Annotated in this window: 14 protein-coding genes, 1 other RNA gene and 1 pseudogene; 11 read left to right on the forward strand and 5 right to left on the reverse strand. The window is 73.9% G+C overall.

From position 1 onward, the window contains the following. The first annotated feature begins 222 nt into the window (after positions 1-222). From ACFYW9_RS16510 to ACFYW9_RS16520, 3 genes are read left to right on the forward strand one after another with little or no spacing between them, the layout of a single operon-like run. The gene (locus tag ACFYW9_RS16510; RefSeq protein ID WP_389150196.1) at positions 223-1,080 is read left to right on the forward strand and encodes a MaoC/PaaZ C-terminal domain-containing protein; all 858 of its coding nucleotides are present in this window, start codon (positions 223-225) and stop codon (positions 1,078-1,080) included. Between the two features lie 34 nt (positions 1,081-1,114). After that, positions 1,115-2,191, forward strand: coding sequence for a Zn-dependent alcohol dehydrogenase (locus tag ACFYW9_RS16515; protein WP_351864859.1), 1,077 nt, complete (start codon positions 1,115-1,117; stop codon positions 2,189-2,191). Between the two features lie 49 nt (positions 2,192-2,240). Next, on the forward strand, positions 2,241-3,191 hold the full coding sequence (locus tag ACFYW9_RS16520; RefSeq protein ID WP_351864861.1) for a 3-oxoacyl-ACP reductase: 951 nt from the start codon (positions 2,241-2,243) through the stop codon (positions 3,189-3,191). 104 nt (positions 3,192-3,295) lie between these two features. Here the strand turns inward: ACFYW9_RS16520 and ACFYW9_RS16525 are convergent, their stop codons facing one another. Together ACFYW9_RS16525 and ACFYW9_RS16530 are read right to left on the reverse strand one after the other, a co-directional pair. Continuing rightward, positions 3,296-3,466, reverse strand: a complete 171-nt coding sequence (locus tag ACFYW9_RS16525) for a hypothetical protein (RefSeq protein ID WP_389150200.1) — start codon at positions 3,464-3,466, stop codon at positions 3,296-3,298. Positions 3,467-3,514: 48 nt separating this feature from the next. After that, complete coding sequence (locus ACFYW9_RS16530) at positions 3,515-5,977, reverse strand: hypothetical protein (protein WP_389150203.1); 2,463 nt, start codon at positions 5,975-5,977, stop codon at positions 3,515-3,517. Between the two features lie 277 nt (positions 5,978-6,254). On the opposite strand from ACFYW9_RS16530, the gene ACFYW9_RS16535 reads away from it, so the two are divergent. From ACFYW9_RS16535 to ACFYW9_RS16545, 3 genes are read left to right on the forward strand one after another with little or no spacing between them, the layout of a single operon-like run. Beyond that, the gene (locus ACFYW9_RS16535; RefSeq protein ID WP_351864868.1) at positions 6,255-7,106 is read left to right on the forward strand and encodes a Nif3-like dinuclear metal center hexameric protein; all 852 of its coding nucleotides are present in this window, start codon (positions 6,255-6,257) and stop codon (positions 7,104-7,106) included. After that, entirely contained in the window at positions 7,103-7,846 is a 744-nt protein-coding gene (locus ACFYW9_RS16540; protein ID WP_351865183.1) for a C4-type zinc ribbon domain-containing protein, read from the forward strand. The genes ACFYW9_RS16535 and ACFYW9_RS16540 overlap by 4 nt, the downstream gene beginning before the upstream one ends. 12 nt (positions 7,847-7,858) lie before the next feature. Next, a complete protein-coding gene (locus ACFYW9_RS16545; RefSeq protein ID WP_389150206.1) occupies positions 7,859-9,538 on the forward strand; it encodes a bifunctional RNase H/acid phosphatase in 1,680 nt (559 codons plus the stop codon). A gap of 62 nt (positions 9,539-9,600) precedes the next feature. Here the strand turns inward: ACFYW9_RS16545 and ACFYW9_RS16550 are convergent, their stop codons facing one another. Continuing rightward, a complete protein-coding gene (locus ACFYW9_RS16550) occupies positions 9,601-10,401 on the reverse strand; it encodes a helix-turn-helix domain-containing protein (RefSeq protein WP_389150209.1) in 801 nt (266 codons plus the stop codon). A gap of 130 nt (positions 10,402-10,531) precedes the next feature. Between ACFYW9_RS16550 and ACFYW9_RS16555 the strand changes: the two genes are divergently transcribed. Then, entirely contained in the window at positions 10,532-11,548 is a 1,017-nt protein-coding gene (locus ACFYW9_RS16555) for an NAD(P)-dependent alcohol dehydrogenase (RefSeq protein WP_389150212.1), read from the forward strand. 146 nt (positions 11,549-11,694) lie between these two features. Here the strand turns inward: ACFYW9_RS16555 and eda are convergent, their stop codons facing one another. Both eda and yaaA read right to left on the reverse strand, forming a co-directional pair. Beyond that, positions 11,695-12,339 (reverse strand): bifunctional 4-hydroxy-2-oxoglutarate aldolase/2-dehydro-3-deoxy-phosphogluconate aldolase, encoded by a 645-nt coding sequence (eda, locus tag ACFYW9_RS16560; protein WP_389150215.1) that lies wholly within the window; start codon positions 12,337-12,339, stop codon positions 11,695-11,697. 115 nt (positions 12,340-12,454) lie between these two features. Beyond that, complete coding sequence (gene yaaA / locus ACFYW9_RS16565) at positions 12,455-13,255, reverse strand: peroxide stress protein YaaA (RefSeq protein WP_351864884.1); 801 nt, start codon at positions 13,253-13,255, stop codon at positions 12,455-12,457. A 341-nt stretch (positions 13,256-13,596) separates the two neighbouring features. Between yaaA and ACFYW9_RS16570 the strand changes: the two genes are divergently transcribed. The 4 genes and pseudogenes from ACFYW9_RS16570 to rnpB all read left to right on the forward strand — a co-directional run bounded on the left by ACFYW9_RS16570 (position 13,597) and on the right by rnpB (position 17,432). Then, positions 13,597-15,030, forward strand: coding sequence for an RNB domain-containing ribonuclease (locus tag ACFYW9_RS16570; protein WP_389150219.1), 1,434 nt, complete (start codon positions 13,597-13,599; stop codon positions 15,028-15,030). Positions 15,031-15,133: 103 nt separating this feature from the next. Further along, positions 15,134-16,048 (forward strand): AraC family ligand binding domain-containing protein, encoded by a 915-nt coding sequence (locus tag ACFYW9_RS16575; RefSeq protein WP_389150222.1) that lies wholly within the window; start codon positions 15,134-15,136, stop codon positions 16,046-16,048. 135 nt (positions 16,049-16,183) lie between these two features. After that, positions 16,184-16,948: pseudogene (locus tag ACFYW9_RS16580) on the forward strand (DMT family transporter); the annotation flags it as partial. Positions 16,949-17,018: 70 nt separating this feature from the next. Then, positions 17,019-17,432, forward strand: an RNA gene (rnpB, locus tag ACFYW9_RS16585) — RNase P RNA component class A. The last annotated feature ends 32 nt before the right edge of the window (positions 17,433-17,464 follow it).

Here is a 17,464-nt window from a genome sequence, read left to right on the forward strand (position 1 = left end):
GGCCGCCGCCGCGACGCGTTCCCCTGAAGGACCGGTACGGCCACTCGATCTGACATGGCGTCAGTAGTCTTCACAAGTGCTGGGCGCTCGGCTATACAAGGGTTCGCCGTACTGGAACGCGTTCTAGAACGAGCGGGTTCCACGGCCCAGTGTCGACCTCGGTGCGGCCGACGGTGCGGACGGCCGCACCGAGGTCTTTCGCGCAGTCGAGTCAGGAGCCCCATGCCCATTGACGCCGCCAAGGCCGTCGCAGCCCAGCCGCGGACCGGCGAGATCGCCTGGAGCCACAAGGACGTCCAGCTCTACCACCTCGGCCTCGGGGCGGGCGTCCCCGCGACCGACCCCGACGAGCTGCGGTACACCCTCGAATCCCGGCTGCACGTCCTGCCGAGCTTCGCCACCGTCGCGGGCGCCGGCTCACCGGGAGTGATCAGCGGACTCTCGATGACCGGCGTCGACGTCGACCTCGCCCGCGTCCTGCACGGCGGCCAGAGCGTCCGGCTGCACCGCCCGATCCCCGCCGAGGGCACGGCCACCGCCACCGGGCGCATCGCCGCGGTCTACGACAAGGGCACCGCCGCCGTCCTCGTCATGCGCACCGAAGTGACCGACTCCGAGGGCCCGTTGTGGACCAACGACGCCCAGATCTTCGTACGCGGCGAAGGCGGCTGGGGCGGCGACCGTGGACCCAGCGCCCGCCTCGAAGCCCCCTCCGGCCCGCCGGAGCGGACCGTCGAACGCCCGATCCGCGAGGACCAGGCCCTGCTCTACCGGCTGTCCGGGGACTGGAACCCGCTGCACGCCGACCCCGAGTTCGCCAAGCTCGCCGGGTTCGACCGGCCCATCCTGCACGGGCTGTGCACGTACGGCATGACGCTCAAGGCCGTCGTCGACACCCTGCTCGGCGGCGATGTGACCCGCGTCCGCTCGTACACCACCCGTTTCGCCGGAGTCGTCTTCCCCGGCGAGACCCTGCGCATCCGGATGTGGCGGAGCGACGGCGGGGTCCGGGTGGCGGTGAGCGCGGTCGAGCGGGACGACGCGCCGGTCCTCGCCGACACCGTCGTCGAACACCTCTGACACCCGTACGAACCGTCCCGAGGGGAGCCGCACCATGCGCGCAGCCGTACTGCACGAGACAGGCCAGGACAAACTCGAGGTCCTCGACGACGTCGAGGCGGTGGGCTTCGGGCCCGGCAAGGTGCGGGTCCGGGTGCGGGCCACGGGACTGTGCCACTCGGACCTGTCCGCGATGAACGGCGTCCTGCCGCAGCCCGCGCCGTTCGTGCCCGGGCACGAGGGCGCCGGCGAGATCACCGAGGTCGGCGAGGGCGTCACCCATGTGAAGCCCGGCGACCGTGTCGTCATCTGCTGGCTTCCCGCCTGCGGCGCCTGTCCCTCCTGCAAGCGCGGCCAGACCGAACTGTGTCTGGCCGGATTCATGAACGCGGGCACCCCCAACTTCAAGCGCCCCGGCGGCGACGTCTTCGGTTTCGCCGGCACCGGCACCTTCGCCGAGGAGGTCGTCGTCGCGGCCGGCTGCGCGGTCCCCATCCCCGACGACGTGCCCTTCGACATAGCCGCCCTGATCGGCTGCGGCGTCACCACCGGACTCGGCGCGGCCCTCAACACCGCGGACGTGGAGGCCGGTTCGTCGGTCGCCGTCATCGGCTGCGGAGGCGTCGGCGTCTCCGCGATCCAGGGCGCCCGGCTCATGGGGGCCGCGGAGATCGTCGCCGTCGACCCGGTCGCCTCACGCCGGGAGGCCGCCCTCGGCTTCGGAGCCACCAAGGCCGTCTCGCCCGACGAACTCGCCGACGCCAAACAGTCGGTCACCGCGGGCGAGGGCTTCGACTACGTCTTCGAGGTCGTCGGCAAGTCCGCCACCGCGCGCACCGCCTACGACCACACCCGCCGCGGCGGCACCCTCGTGGTCGTCGGCGCCGGCGCCATGGACGACTTCCTCCAGCTCAACATGTTCGAGCTGTTCTTCGACGAGAAGCGCATCCTGCCCTCCATGTACGGCGGCGGGGACGTCCTGCGGTCGTACGAGCGCACGATCGCCCTGTGGCGCGCGGGCCGCATCGACCTCGAAGGCCTGATCACCCACCGGGTTCCGCTGGCCGGGATCAACGAGGCGCTCGACCAGATGCGTTCGGGCACCGCGCTCCGGACGTGCATCGAGATCTGACCCGGGCGGCCGCCGGCGCGGACCTCCACCACAACCGCTAAGGACCCTGATGTCACTGCCACTCGAAGGGCTCACCGCGATCGTCACCGGCGCGGGCCGCGGGCTCGGCCGGGCCGAGGCACTGGAACTCGGCCGGCTGGGCGCGGCCGTCGTCGTCAACGACTACGGACAGCCGGGACGGGACGGGTCGGGCGAGGCCTCGGCCACCCCGGCCGAGGAGGTCGCCGCCGGGATCCGTGCGGCCGGCGGCCGGGCCACAGCCCACACCGGGGACGTCGCCGATCACGAACAGGCCCGCGAACTGGTCGAGTCGGCCGTCGCGGAGTTCGGGAAACTGGACATCCTCGTCAACAACGCGGGCATCCTGCGCGACCGGATGGTCTTCTCGATGACCGAGGACGAGTGGGACTCGGTCATCAGGGTCCACCTCAAAGGCCATTTCAACACCACCCACTTCGCCTCCGCGCACTGGCGGGCCCGCGCCAAGGCGGCCGGCGGGCCCGTCTACGGACGGATCGTGAACACCTCCTCGGAAGCCTTCCTCGCGGGTTCCGCCGGACAGCCCAACTACGCGGCGGCGAAAGGCGGGATCGTCGGCCTGACCACCTCGACGGCGCTGGCGCTCGCCAAGTACGGCGTCACGGCCAACGTCATCTGCCCGCGCGCCCGCACCCGTATGACGGAGGACGTCTTCGCCGGACTCGGACGGCCCGACGAGGGCCTGGACCCGCTCGCCCCCGAGCATGTCGCCCCGCTCGTCGGCTACTTGGCCTCGCCCGCCGCCGGGCACGTCAACGGGCAGCTCCTCGTCGTGCACGGAGGGATGGTCGCGGTCGTCGAACGCCCGCGGGTGGCCGCGAAGTTCGACAGCAAGCAGGACACGTTCAGCCACGACGAACTCGACGCGCTGCTCACCCCGTACTACGCGCAGCGCCCGGGCGGCGAGACGTTCGCGGCGACGGAGGTGCTGGGGCTCAAGCGGGAGGGCTCTCCTCGCTGAGCGGACGTCCGCCGGTGAGGGACCCGTGCGGCCCGTACGGATACGGCCCCGCTCGCCATGGTGCGAGCGGGGCCGTATCCGGTTTCGGCTTGCCGTGAGGTCCGTCAGGCCGTCGTGGCCGGCTGGCCGGACGGCTTGCGGTGGCGGCCCTGAGGGGGCGCCTCGCCGTCGTGGCCGGAGACCGGGCCGCGGTGTCTGCCGTGGCCTTCGGACCGGGCCGCCGACGTCTCGTGGACGTCCGTGCCCGGTGCTTCCATGGTGCTCGAGTCGTTCATTGAAGTGTTCACCCCGTATGCAAGATCCTTCTTTACAGCCGGGGGAGTCTAACGTGCGGTCATCGCGCGGGAGTCGGAGGGTGACGTTTCTTCGCCCGTACTGCCCCTTTTCTCCTCGTCCGTGTGGGCGGGTACACACGGACCCCCGGATTCCGCGGGCGTACGCGGCAGGGCGGCGAGTGTCCCCGCCACGGTGGTGAGTGCCGAGGCCGATCGGGTGTCGGACCCCGGACGGCCGACCGCGGGCCTCAGGGCCACCTGGCCCCTGAACTCGCCGACGGCCGGCAGCGCGTCGGCGGCCCCGTCCCCGGGAACGGTGCCGCCCGCGGGTGTCGTACCGGCCCGGGTGCCGAGGCTCATGCCGGCCGGGGGAGTTTCGGCGACCTTGGTCCAGAGGCCGGGCTCGGTGGTGGAGGCCCCGGCGGCGCGGGTGACGCCCGCCCACGGGTTCGGAGGGAACGGCTCGGCGGGTTCGGCGGAGGGGCTCGCGACGGCAGGGAGCGGTTCGGCGGTCCGGGCGCGGTGCCCCGCGACGGGCGGGAGCGGTCCCGCCGGGAGAGGCCCTTCGACGGACGGGAACCCGTCGTCGGCACGGGTACGCGCGGTGACACCGGCACCGTTGCCGGTATGCGTGACGGCAGTGGCAGTGGCAGTGGCAGTGGCAGAGGCAGAGGTGTCGGCCCTCCGATCCGGACAGGCGTCGGCCCCGGTGGCGGGCGTGGCCTCGGTGCCGGAGTCGGTGTCGGGACCGGCGGCGATTCTCGTGACCGGGGGAAGCGGCTGTGCCGTTTCGACGACGACGGTCATGCCGCCCGGGAGCGTCCCGTCGGCCCTGGTCCTGAGGCCCATGCCGGGTGGGGGCGTTTCGGCGACCTTGGTCCAGAGGTTCGCCTCGGTCGTGGGTGTTCCCGCGGGCTCGGCCCGGCGCTCCGGCGCGGGCGCGGAGGGGGGCGCGGGCGTCAGGGGAACCCTGGTCCAGCGGCTCGGCTGGGGCCGGGCGGCCGGTTCGCCGGATTCGGGGGCGCGGCGCACGACCGGCCGGGGCGGTCCGGGCTTCTCGTCGGCGGGCCGCGCGACCGGCGGGAGCGTCCCGCCGGGCTCGTGGCCGGGGCCGGTGTCCGCCCGCCGCGCTTCGGCCGGGGAGGCGGGGGACGTCCGGGGGGTGAGGCTCGTCACCGTCGACAGCGGCTCCCCGGCCCCGGGCACGAGGCCCGTACCGGCGGACGGCACCCGGTGTCCGTCGAGGGCGCGGACTGCTTCGTCCTCCGGGGCGCGGGCGGTGCCGCTGCCCAGGGCCAGGTGGCCCGGGAGCGCCCGGGGCGGCTCGGTTCCCGGGGCCGGGTGCGGCCGGCCGGTCGGCCGGCCCGTCCGCAGGTGTGCCTGCTGGAGCGGGACCGGCCGCGGTGCGGGGAGACCCGGGGAAGCCGGATCCCCCGTGTCCGGCTTCCCCGCACCCTCGGGCGCTTCCAGCCGGGCGACACCGCACGGGACGACGCCCGTGGCGTACGGCAGGCGGAGCACCCCCTCGGCGGTCCACAGCCCGGTGCCGGGGAACCAGCCCTCCGGCGCCGGGCGGTGGTGGATCCGGCGCTCGGCCGGGCGCCACACACCCACCCAGGTGCCGCCGGGCCCGTCCACGCGCAGGGCGACCGCGCAGGACTCCGGGGTCAGCACCTGGCCCGGCTGGATCGCGAACGGGCTGACCGAACAGCCCGTCGCGGACAGACAGTCCGGGAAGCGGACGGGCAGGGTGCTGCCGAGCACGCCCCAGCCGAGACGGTCCCGGCCGGGGGACGGCGCGTCGGACCGGATGAGCAGAAGCCCGCTGTCCGCGTCCGCGAGGAGCAGCCGGTCGTTGCTGTGCTCGGCGATCTGGAGGAGCGGCGACACCTCTCCGCCGCGCTCCAGATCGACGACCACGGTCTTCGTGCGGCCGTTCTGGAAGCGGTCGAGCGCGAGCAGGCGCCCCGTGCCGTCCAGCCACACCCCTCCCGAGCAGTGGCCCGGCACCTCGGCCAGGTGCTCCGGGCCGAACGCGCCGCCCGCCACCAGCCACACCGCCGTCGACCCCCGGCCCACCGCGAGGGCGTAGGCGCGCTCCCCGTCCGGCGCGGGCGGCAGCAGCCGCAGCACGGTACCCGCGTCGGGGCATTCCACCGCTCCCAGCGGGAGCTCGCCGGTGCCCGGACCGGTCGGATACAGGAGGGAGAAGGCGTGGCGCCCGTCGTCCACCCGATGGATCAGCACCCTGCCGTCGGTCAGCGGCAGCACCTCGGTGCCCGGCTCCTCCGGCTGCGGACCGGGCAGCGGTACGGCGTACGGCTCGGGGCCGTCCAGGGTCCAGCGCTCCGGGTACCAGGACTCGCCGTCGCGGGCGAGCCGTGCTCCGTAGGTGCCGTCGGCGGTGATCACACAGACGGGAGGAGCGGCCCACCGGCTCGCGCTGTCACCGTACTCGCCGCCGTCCGCGCGCTCGCTCCGCAGCAGGGGTTCTCTCGCACCGGCCGTCATCTTTCGGTCACCTCCGGCGACGAAGGTAGTTTTCGTACGCACAGGCGGGGGAGCGACGGGCTGTTGCTTCACACATAAGGGTGGCCCTGTCGGGATTCGCCTGAGGGAACGGGGCGGATGTGCTGAACCATGGCGGGAAGACGCGCGCCGGGACGGGCGGGATCCGCGTCCAGGCGGCCGCCCCGGCACGGGCCCCGCACGTCCGCCGGCCGTCCCGGCACGGGCCCGCGGGCCGCGACCGGTCGGACAGGGACGTAAGACAGGTAGCCTTTTCCCCGTGCCCCGTCTGTCTGAAGTCATCGCCGCGCTCGACGCTCTCTGGCCTCCGGAGCGGGCCGAGGGGTGGGACGCGGTCGGTACCGTCTGCGGCGACCCCGACCAGGACGTCACGCGCGTCCTGTTCGCCGTCGACCCGGTCCAGGACATCGTCGACGAGGCGGTGAAACTGGAAGCCGACCTGCTCGTCACCCACCACCCGCTCTATCTGCGCGGTACGACGACGGTGGCGGCCGGCACCTTCAAGGGCCGCGTCGTGCACACGCTGATCAAGAACGACATCGCGCTGCACGTCGCCCACACCAACGCCGACCGTGCCGACCCGGGAGTCAGCGACGCGCTGGCCGGGGCCCTGGACCTGCGGGTCGTACGGCCCCTCGTGCCCGACGCGACCGACCCCGAGGGACGCCGTGGCCTCGGCCGCGTCTGCGAGCTGGACCATCCGCTGACCGTGCGCGAACTCGCCGCCCGGGCCGCCGAGCGGCTGCCCGCCACCGCGCAGGGCATCCGCGTCGCGGGCGACCCCGACGCGCTGGTGCGGACCGTCGCGGTCAGCGGCGGCTCCGGGGACAGCCTCTTCGACGACGTCCGCGCCGCCGGCGTGGACGCGTTCCTCACCGCGGACCTGCGGCACCACCCGGTGTCGGAGGCCCGCGCCCACAGTCCTCTCGCGCTGCTCGACGCGGCGCACTGGGCCACCGAGTGGCCCTGGTGCGAGCTGGCCGCCGCCCAGCTCGACGAGATCTCCGACCGGAAGGGATGGGGACTGCGCGTCCACGTCTCCCGGACGGTCACCGACCCCTGGACCGCCCACGCGGCCTCACACACCGACACATCAGGAGCCCCCAACTGAACGCCGCGCCCGCCGACCAGATCCGACTTCTCGACGTCCAGGCACTCGACGCCCGCCTTCAGCAGCTCGCGCACAAGCGGAGGTCGCTGCCCGAGCACGCCGAGATCGAGTCGCTGAACAAGGACCTCACCCAGCTGCGCGACCTGCTCGTCGCCGCGCAGACCGAGGAGAGCGACTGCGCCCGCGAGCAGACCAAGGCCGAGCAGGACGTCGACCAGGTGCGTCAGCGCGCCGTCCGCGACCAGCAGCGCCTCGACTCGGGTGCCGTCACCTCCCCCAAGGACCTGGAGAACCTCCAGCGCGAGATCGTCTCCCTCGCCAAGCGCCAGGGCGACCTGGAGGACGTCGTCCTCGAGGTCATGGAGCGCCGCGAGTCCGCCCAGGAGCGGGTCGCCGAGCTGACCGAGCGGGTCTCCTCCGTCCAGGCGAAGATCGACGACGCGACCGCGCGCCGGGACGCCGCCTTCGAGCAGTTCGACGGCGAGACGGCCTCGGTGACCAAGGAGCGCGAGGTCATCTCGGCCTCGGTGCCCGCCGATCTTCTCAAGCTGTACACCAAGCTGCGTGACCAGCAGGGTGGCGTCGGCGCCGCCCGGCTCTACCAGCGCCGCTGCGAGGGCTGCCGCCTGGAGCTCAACATCACCGAGGTGAACGACGTGAAGGCGGCCTCCCCCGACACCGTGCTGCGCTGCGAGAACTGCCACCGCATCCTCGTGCGTACGTCCGAGTCCGGCCTGTAGGGAGTCCGGTTCGTGCGGGAGTTCATCGTCGAGGCGGACGGGGGTTCCCGGGGCAACCCGGGGCCCGCGGGCTACGGCTCCGTGGTCATCGACGCGGCCACCGGGGAGACCCTGGCGGAGCGCGCCGAGTACATCGGCGTCGCCACCAACAACGTCGCCGAGTACCGGGGCCTGATCGCCGGTCTGGAGGCGGCCCGTGAGCTCGACGCGAGCGCCCGGGTCAGGGTCCGGATGGACTCCAAGCTCGTCGTGGAGCAGATGTCCGGACGCTGGAAGATCAAGCACCCGGACATGAAGCCCCTGGCGGCGCGGGCGGCCCGGGTCCTTCCGGCCTCCCAGGTCACGTACGAGTGGATCCCGCGCGAGCGCAACAAGCACGCGGACCGGCTGGCCAACGAGGCGATGGACGCCGGCAAGCGCGGCGAGGCCTGGTCGCCGTCGGCGTCGACGGCCGAACTGAACGCGCGGGCGGCCCGGTCCGCGACACCAGAGCCGACGGGCCCGCCCGGTGACGCGACGGCGGGCGCGGCAAAGGCCCGAGCGGCCCTGAAGGAAACCCGCGGCGAAGTGCTCCACAAGGGCCGCGAGGAACTGCGCGCCCAGCCCACGACGGCCGGCACTCCGCCGACGGCGACGGGCGCCACGGACGTGCCCCGCAAGGGGCGCGGGGAACTGCGCGACCAGCCGGCGGCGGCCGGCAGTCGGCCGACGGCGACGGGTGGCACGGACGTGCCCCGTGAGGGGCGCGGGGAACTGCGCGACCAGCCCGCGGCGGGCGGCAGTCGGCCGACGGCGACGGGTGGCACGGACGTGTCCCGTGAGGGGCGCGGGGAACTGCGCGACCAGCCCGCGGCGGGCGGCAGTCGGCCGACGGCCACGGGTGGCACCCCGTCCCCCGGCGGCGAAGCCGGCAGGCCGCCCGCAGGGCCGGGAGACACCGGCCGAGCCGGAAAGCCCGGTGACGCCGGCCGAGCCGGAAAGGCGGGCGACGATCAGCGGGCCGCGAGAAACGTGGCCGCCACCCCGGCCACCACGCCCGCCGCAGGCTGGAGCGCACCCCCGGACATGGGCGCCCCCGCCACCTTCGTCCTGCTGCGGCACGGCGAGACACCGCTGACCCCGCAGAAGCGGTTCTCGGGCAGCGGCGGCAGCGATCCGTCGCTGTCCGACGTGGGAAGGGAACAGGCCGAGCGCGTGGCCGCGGCGCTGGCGGCGCGCGGCACGGTCCAGGCGATCGTGGCCTCCCCGCTGGCCAGGACCAGGGAGACCGCGGGTGCCGTCGCCGCCCGCCTCGGCCTCGACGTCGCCGTCGAGGACGGTCTGCGCGAGACGGACTTCGGCGCCTGGGAGGGACTGACCTTCGGCGAGGTGCGCGAACGCCACCCGGAGGACCTGAACGCCTGGCTCGCCTCACCGGAGGCCGAACCGACCGGCGGCGGCGAGAGCTTCGCCGCGACGGCGGACCGCATGGCGGCCACCCGCGACAAGCTGATCGCCGCTTACGCCGGACGAACGGTCCTGCTCGTCACGCACGTCACCCCGATCAAGACCCTCGTACGACTGGCCCTCGGGGCCCCTCCGGAGTCCCTGTTCCGGATGGAACTGTCGGCGGCGTCGCTGTCGGCGGTCGCGTACTACGGGGACGGCAACGCGAGCGTCCGGCTGTTCAACGACACCTCACATCTGCGCTGACCTCGAATGTGCTGACCCCGAATGCGCTGACCCCGACCGCGTCGATCCCGGCGGCATCGGCCTCACCCCCGCCGGGCGGCGCGGTCGCGGAGGATTCCGGCGCTCTCCGGGTCCGCCGGGAGGAACGCCTCCAGACGGAGTTCGGCGAGCGTGACGTCCACCGCGGTCGCGAACGACGTCAGCGTGGTGAGCAGCCTCAACTCGCCCTCCGGGCACCGCAGTCGCAGCGGCACGGCGAAGCCGAGGTGGTCCGCGCCGGGCTCGCTCGCCGGTACGTAGGCCGCCAACTCCGCCACCAGTGCGTCGAGACGGGGGTCGGGGCTGCGCAGGGAGCGAGAGCGCAGGTTCTCCACGATGTGCCGGCCCCAGGTGTCCAGGTTCACCACCCGTGACGCCGTCCCGCGCGGATGCAGGGCCAGCCGCAGGACGTTCACCGGCGGTGCCAGCAGCTCGGGAGCGGCTCCCTCGGTCAGGACGTCGAACGCCGCGTTGGCGGCGACGAGTTCACCGCGCGGCCCCGCCACCACCGCCGGATACGGCAGATGCCCTTCGAGGATGCTGTCCAGCGCCTCGCGTACGGGCTTCAGCGCGGCCGTGTCGAGCGCCGACTCGGTGAACGCGGGAGCGTAACCGGCCGCCAGGAGCAGCGAGTTGCGCTCCCGCAGGGTCAGGTCCAGCGACTCGGCGAGCCTGATCACGATCTCTCTGCCGGGGACCGAACGCCCGCGCTCGATGAAACTGACGTACCGCTGGGTCGTTCCCGCACGGGAGGCGAGCTCCAGCTGGCTCACCCGGCGGGTGCGCCGCCAGCGCAGCAGCTCCCGGGCGAAGGGAGGAGGTTCTGCGGGGATACCGGTCGTCATGCGGTCAGTTGTACGTCACGGGTGCGGCGGCGGCACGGCGGCACTCGTCATACCCCGCCGGGAATTGAGCGGGACATCCGCTCCCGCCAGCATGGACGCGACCACTCAGGAGCCCACCCGGGGAGCGGACATGCGTGCCTACCACCTCGAGACGCCCGGCACCGTCGACGGGATCGTGCCGCGTGAGTCGGCCCGCCCGGAGCCGGGGCCCCGCGAGATCCTCGTCCGCGTCCGTGCGGCCTCCCTCAACAAGCGGGACCTGCTGATCCTGAGGGGGACCTATCCCCTGAAGGCCGTGCCGGACGTGATCCCGCTGAGCGACGGAGCGGGGGAGGTCGTCGCGGTGGGGCCGGAGGTGACCCGGTTCGCGGTGGGCGACCGGGTGGCCGGCACGTACTTCCCGAACTGGCTGGACGGCCGGATCACCCCGGACCGCTTCGACCAGCCGGGCGCCACCCTCGACGGCATGCTGACCGAGTACGCCTGCCTGGGCCAGGAGGCCGCCGTGCGCGTTCCTGGCCATCTGACCTGGGAGGAGGCGGCCTGCCTGCCCTGCGCAGGGGTGACCGCCTGGCACTGTCTGACGGGCGGCGAGCCGCTCACCCCGGGCCAGACCGTGCTCACCCTCGGCACCGGGGCGCTGTCCCTCTTCGCCGTGCAGTTCGCCAAGACGCTGGGTGCCGAGGTGATCGCGACGACATCGAGCGAGGCCAAGGCGGACCGCCTCAAGGCTCTCGGCGCGGACCACGTCGTCGACTATGTCGAGAACCCCGAATGGGGGCGCGCTGTCAGGGAGTTGACCGGCGGTCGCGGCGCCGACCTCGTCGTGGAGACCAACGGGCCCGACACCATCGAGCAGTCGGTGCGCGCCGCCGCGCTCCACGGCCAGATCGTGCTCCTGATCACCGGCAACGGGCGCGGGTCCGGGATCGAGATCTCCAACGCGGCGTACGCGGCGAGTCTGGCCACGGTCCGCCGGGTCTTCGTGGGCAGCCGCGCGCACTTCGAGTCCATGAACAGGGCGCTCGAACTGCACGGCACCCGCCCGGTCGTGGACCGCGTCCTCGGCTTCGACGAGGTGCGGGAGGCGTTCCGGTACTACGAGAGCGGCGCGGCCTTCGGGAAGGTGGTCATCCGCGTGAGCTGAGCACCGGGGCGAGGCATTGTGGGCTGAGCTGAGCTGAGCTGAGCTGAGCGGGGCGGGGCGGGGCCGTCCGAGCCGAGCCGAGCGGGGCGGGCCGTCCGAGCCGAGCCGAGCCGAGCCGAGCCGAGCTGGGACGGGACGGGCCGCGGCTACCGCCGCAGTGCCGACGCCGCCCGTGCCAGGTCCTCCACCCGGCGCCAGTCCCGCGCGGCGACCGCGTCGGCCGGGATCATCCAACTGCCGCCCACACAGCCCACGTTGGGGAGCGAGAGGTAGTCGGGCGCGCACTCGGGGCCGATGCCCCCCGTCGGGCAGAAGCGCGCCTGCGGGAGCGGCCCCGCCAGCGACTTCAGGTAGGCCGTGCCGCCCGCCGCCTGCGCGGGGAAGAACTTCATCTCGCGCACCCCCCGTTCCAGCAGCGCCACCACCTCGGAGGTCGTGGACACCCCCGGCAGGAACGGCACCCCGGAGGCCTTCATCGCGTCCAGCAGCCCGTCCGTCCAGCCGGGGCTGACCAGGAAACGGGCGCCCGCCGCCACCGACCCGGCCACGTGCTCCGGCGTCAGGACCGTGCCCGCGCCCACCACCGCGTCCGGAACCTCGGTCGCGATGGCCCGGATCGCGTCGAGTGCCGCCGGGGTCCGCAGCGTCACCTCGATCGCGGGCAGTCCGCCGGCGACGAGGGCCCGCGCCAGCGGCACCGCGTCGGAGACGTCCGCGACCACGACGACGGGGACGACGGGCGCGAGATCCAGGACGGAGGCGTGCGAAGGCGAGGGCGACGACGAAGTCATGCCCTCATCCTGCCCGGGGTGCGCAACATGCGCAAAGGTCATTGCATATGCTGCAACGCCGGTGCGGAGGCCCCTCGAGGGCACGCCTCGGCGGAGGCCGATCGGCGGAGCCCGATCAGTGGATCTCCCTCACCACCACGTCGAGCGCCCACGGCCTGCCCGCCCGGCCCGGGGCCTCCGCCTCCACCGTGTACCCGAGATCCCGCAGCGCCTCCACCAGCTCCGCCGGGTTCTTCGGCGCGGCGTTCGCGGTGAGCAGGCCGCGGACGATCCGGCCCTTGGTCGCCTTGTTGAAGTGGCTGACGACGGAACGCCTCTCGACCCCGTCCACCAGCTGTGCGTGCAGCACCCGTACGGTCGCCGTCCGCCCCGCCACCTCGCCCTGGGGCTTCCACGCCGCGGTGTACGCCGAGGACCGCAGGTCCAGCACGAGCCCGTCGCCGGCCGCTTCGGGGAGCGCGGCGGCCATCGGCGTACGCCAGTGCGCGCCCAGGGCTCCGAGGCCCGGCAGCTTCACGCCCATAGAGCAGCGGTACGAGGGGATCCGGTCGGTCACCCGCACCGCGCCCCACAGCCCGGAGAAGACGAGCAGCGAACGGCCCGCGCGCCGCTTGGCCGCGGTGTCCAGCGAGGCCAGGTCCAGGGCGTCGTACAGGACCCCGGTATAGATCTCCCCGGCCGGGCGCGTGCCCGCGGTCCTCAGTTCCGTGTTCTTCGCGATCTCGCCCCGCAGGCCCTCGCTCAGCCCGAGCACCTCGCGGGCCTTCTCCTCGTCGGCCACGCACAGCTCGACCAGCTCGTCGAGGACCGCCTGACGGGCCTCCGCGAGACCGGGCAGGGACAACGACTCCGGCTTGAGCGCGGTTCCCCGGCCGGAGGGTGCCTTGCCCTCGGAGGGCGGCAGCAGCACGAGCACGGTTGGATCTCCTCACGGTGGATGCGGACCGCCGCAAGCCTACGGCGTACGCACGGACCACCTTCCCGCCCGGCCCCGCGCCCGTAGGGCCTGCGCGGCCCACCGAACTCCGCGGGCCCACCGAACTCCGCCGGACTCCGCCGGGCGGGCCCGGCCCACCGTTCCCCCCGGGACGGGCGTGCCCGGCCTGCCGGTCCCCGGACCCTCCCGGGCCTGCCGGACCCACGCCACGCGCCCGCCACGCGGAACCGGCCCGGCGCGGCAGGCGCGACCCGGTCCCCTCGCCCGGAGGGCGCCCCGCTCCGCGTGCTCAACGGTTGGCCCCGGCCTACGCTCGACCCATGCCTCGCCGTCACGTCCGCGTCACCGGTGCCCCGCAGGCCCCGCTGCGAGCCGCTCTGCGCGCGCTGCGGACCGAGCTCGGCGTCCCCGGGAGTTTCCCGGCCGACGTCCTCGCCGAGGCCGGGCGGCCGGCCCGCCTGCCCGCGTACGACGCGACGGACATCCCCCTCTTCACCATCGACCCGCCGACGTCCGAGGACCTCGACCAGGCGATGCACCTGTCACGCCGCGAACGGGGCGGCTACCGCGTCCAGTACGCCATCGCCGACGTCGCCGCCTTCGTGGCGCCCGGCGGAGCCCTGGACGCCGAGGCGCACCGGCGCGTGATGACGCTCTACTTCCCCGACGGGAAGATCCCCCTCCACCCGCCCGCGCTCTCCGAAGGCGTCGCGAGCCTCCTCCCGGGCCAGACCTGCCCGGCCGTCCTGTGGACGATCGACCTCGGCCCGGACGGCCGTACGGACATCGTCGACGTCCGCCGTGCCCTGGTCCGCAGCCGCGCAAGACTGGACTACGCGACCGTGCAACACCGGATCGACACGGGAACGGCGGAGGAACCGCTCGCTCTGCTCAAGGAGGTCGGCACCCTGCGCGAGGCCCTGGAGGCCGAGCGCGGCGGCATCTCGCTCAACGTGCCCGAGCAGGAGATCGTCGAGAAGGACGGGACGTACGAACTCGCCTACCGGGCCCCGCTGCCCGCCGACGGCTGGAACGCGCAGATCTCCCTGCTCACCGGTATGGCGGCGGCCGAGCTGATGCTCGACCACGGCACGGGAGTGCTGCGGACACTGCCCGCGGCGCCGGACGGGGCGGTCGGACGGCTGCGCCGTACCGCTCTGGCCCTGCGCATCGACTGGCCGCACCACGTCTCGTACGCCCGGCTCGTCCGCTCCCTCGACCCGCACCGGCCGCACCACGCAGCCTTCCTCCAGGAGTGCACGACCCTGCTGCGCGGCGCCGGATACACCGTCTTCCGGGACGGGGCGCTGCCCGAGGTCACCGCGCACGCCGCCGTCGCCGCGCCCTACGCCCACTGCACGGCCCCGCTGCGCCGGCTCGCCGACCGCTACGCCTCGGAGATCTGCCTCGCGGCCGCCGCCGGTCTGCCGACCCCCGAGTGGGTCCTCGCGGCCCTCGACGCCCTGCCCAAGGAGATGGCCGAGGGCAGCAGGCGGGCCGGCACCGTCGAGCGCGAGTGTGTCGACATCGTGGAGGCCGCACTCCTCAAGGACCGCGTCGGTGAGATCTTCGAGGCCTGCGTGGTGGACGTACAGGAACACGACCCCACGGTCGGGACCGTGCAACTGGAGTCCCCGGCGGTCTTCGCCCGGATCTCGGGCGGGACGACCGGGCTGCCCCTGGGCGAACACCTGCGGGTCCGGCTCACCCGGGCGGACCCGGGAACCGCGAAGGCGCAGTTCGAACCCGTCTGATCGGGCGACGGCCTCCGGCATGAAAAGGGGGGCCGCGGGTGTTGCCCCGTAGAGCGGGCACGGCGAGCGCGTCCGGCCACGGTGGCGAGGGGGAGGGACGGTCATGACCGGAGGGGGAGAGGCGACGGCCGGGACCGTACGGCGCCGGCCCTCGCGGCACTCCGCGAAGGAGGAGGCCCGCTGGACCCGGACCGTCCTCGGCCGGGACGGCCGGCCCCTGGACCTGCTGACCGCGCGCTTCGACCGGCACCGCTACGCCCCGCACACCCACGACGAGTTCACCATCGGCGTCAGCGTCGGCGGCTCGGAGCTCATCGGCTACCGCGGCGGCCACATCCGCACCGGCCCGGGCTCCATCGTCGTACTGGCCCCCGGCGAGATGCACACCGGCGGTCCCGCCGCCTGCGACGGCTACGCCTACCGGGCCCTGTACGCGGAGCCGTCCCTGCTCTCCGAGGGGGCCGTCGGCGGCATCCCGCACTTCCGGGAACCGCTGCTCGACGACCCCGGACTCGCCGCCGCGCTGCGCGCCGCGCACACGGAACTGAGCGTCTGCCCGGACCCGCTGGAGGCCGAGTCCCGCCTCCCGTGGCTGCTCGCCGCGCTGACCCGGCGCCACTCCACGGCCCGTCCGGACCGCGACGAGGTCCCCGGCGCCGCGCGCATAGCCGACGCCGTACGGGACCGCCTGGCCGGCGAGCTCCAGGCGCCGCCCTCCCTCGCCTCCCTCGCCACGGACCTCGGACTGTCCCGCTACCAGCTCCTGCGCGCCTTCCGTACGACGACGGGGATACCGCCGTACGCCTGGCTGGCCCAGCACCGGGTGAACCGGGCCCGCCGGCTCCTGGAGTCCGGACTGCGCCCCGCCGAGGTCGCCGGACTCGTGGGCTTCGCCGACCAGGCGCATCTGACCCGCTGGTTCCGCCGCGTGCTCGGCGTGACGCCGGCCGCGTACCGCGCGAGCGTGCTCCCGTCCTCGCCTCCGTTCTCGTCCCCGTCCCTGGACCCGTTGCGGTAGGGGCCCCGGCCCGGTCGCCGGAGCGCAACAGCGTTCAAGACGCACCGCGGGGAGGTGTCCGAGACTGCCCGCATGACTGCACGCGGCTGGTTTCTGTTCTCCCTGATGGGAGTGATCTGGGGCATCCCCTATCTGATGATCAAAGTGGCGGTGGACGAGGTGTCCCCGTCGGTGGTGGTGTTCACACGCTGCGCGGTCGGCGCCGCGCTGCTGCTCCCCTTCGCGATCCGCCAGGGCGGCCTGGCCGGGACCGTACGGGCCCACTGGCGCCCGATGCTGGCCTTCGCGGTCATCGAGATCATGGTCCCCTGGTGGACCCTCACGGACGCCGAGCGCCGTCTGTCCAGCTCCACCGCGGGCCTGCTGATCGCCGGTGTGCCGATCGTCGGCGTCGCCGCGGCCCGCTTCCTCGGCGACACGGAACGGCTCGGCGCCCGGCGCGTCACGGGCCTCGCCCTCGGCCTGGCCGGAGTCGCGGTCCTCACGGCACCGCATCTGACCGGCGGCGACGCCCGGTCGCTGGTCGAGGTGCTGCTGACGGTCGTCGGCTACGCCACCGCGCCGCTCATCGTCGCCCGCCGCCTCAAGGACGTCCCCTCGCTCCATCTGACGGCCCCCTGCCTGGCGTTGGCGGCGCTCGTCTACGCCCCCGCGGCGGCCTTCACCCGGCCGGAGGCGATACCTTCCGGACAGGTCCTGGCCTCCCTCGCGGGCCTCGGCGTCATCTGCACGGCCGTCGCCTTCGTGGCCTTCCTGGAACTGATCAAGGAGGCGGGCCCGACCCGGGCGACGGTGATCACGTACGTCAACCCGGCGGTGGCGGTCGCCGCGGGCGCCCTCTTCCTGGACGAACGCCTGACTCCCGGGATCCTCGCCGCCTTCGCCCTCATCCTGGCGGGCTCCGTCCTGGCCACGGCGACCGCCGGTCCCCGGCGTCCCGCCCGCCCGGTACCATGGTCGGCACGGCAGACGAGCCGGGCGGACGGCCGCGTGGAGGTCCTTGTGGACCTTCCCGAGGAACGTCCGGGCTCCACAGGGCAGGGTGGTGGCTAACGGCCACCCGGGGTGACCCGCGGGACAGTGCCACAGAAAGTAGACCGCCGAGAACTCCGGTTCCCGGTAAGGGTGAAACGGTGGTGTAAGAGACCACCAGCGCCTGAGGCGACTCAGGCGGCTAGGTAAACCCCACCCGGAGCAAGGTCAAGAGGAGCCGCTCTCTCGCAGGAGAAGGCGGCTCTGCGCGAACGTTCGAGGGCTGCTCGCCCGAGTTCGCGGGTAGACCGCACGAGGCCGGCGGCAACGCCGGCCCTAGATGGATGGCCGTCTCCCCGGCCGCCGCGAGGCGACCGGGCGACAGAACCCGGCGTACAGCCCGACTCGTCTGCCGCAGACTGCGGCTTTGCCCGGCAAAGGGCC

The organism is Streptomyces sp. NPDC002698, assembly GCF_042888945.1.
Taxonomy (GTDB): domain Bacteria; phylum Actinomycetota; class Actinomycetes; order Streptomycetales; family Streptomycetaceae; genus Streptomyces.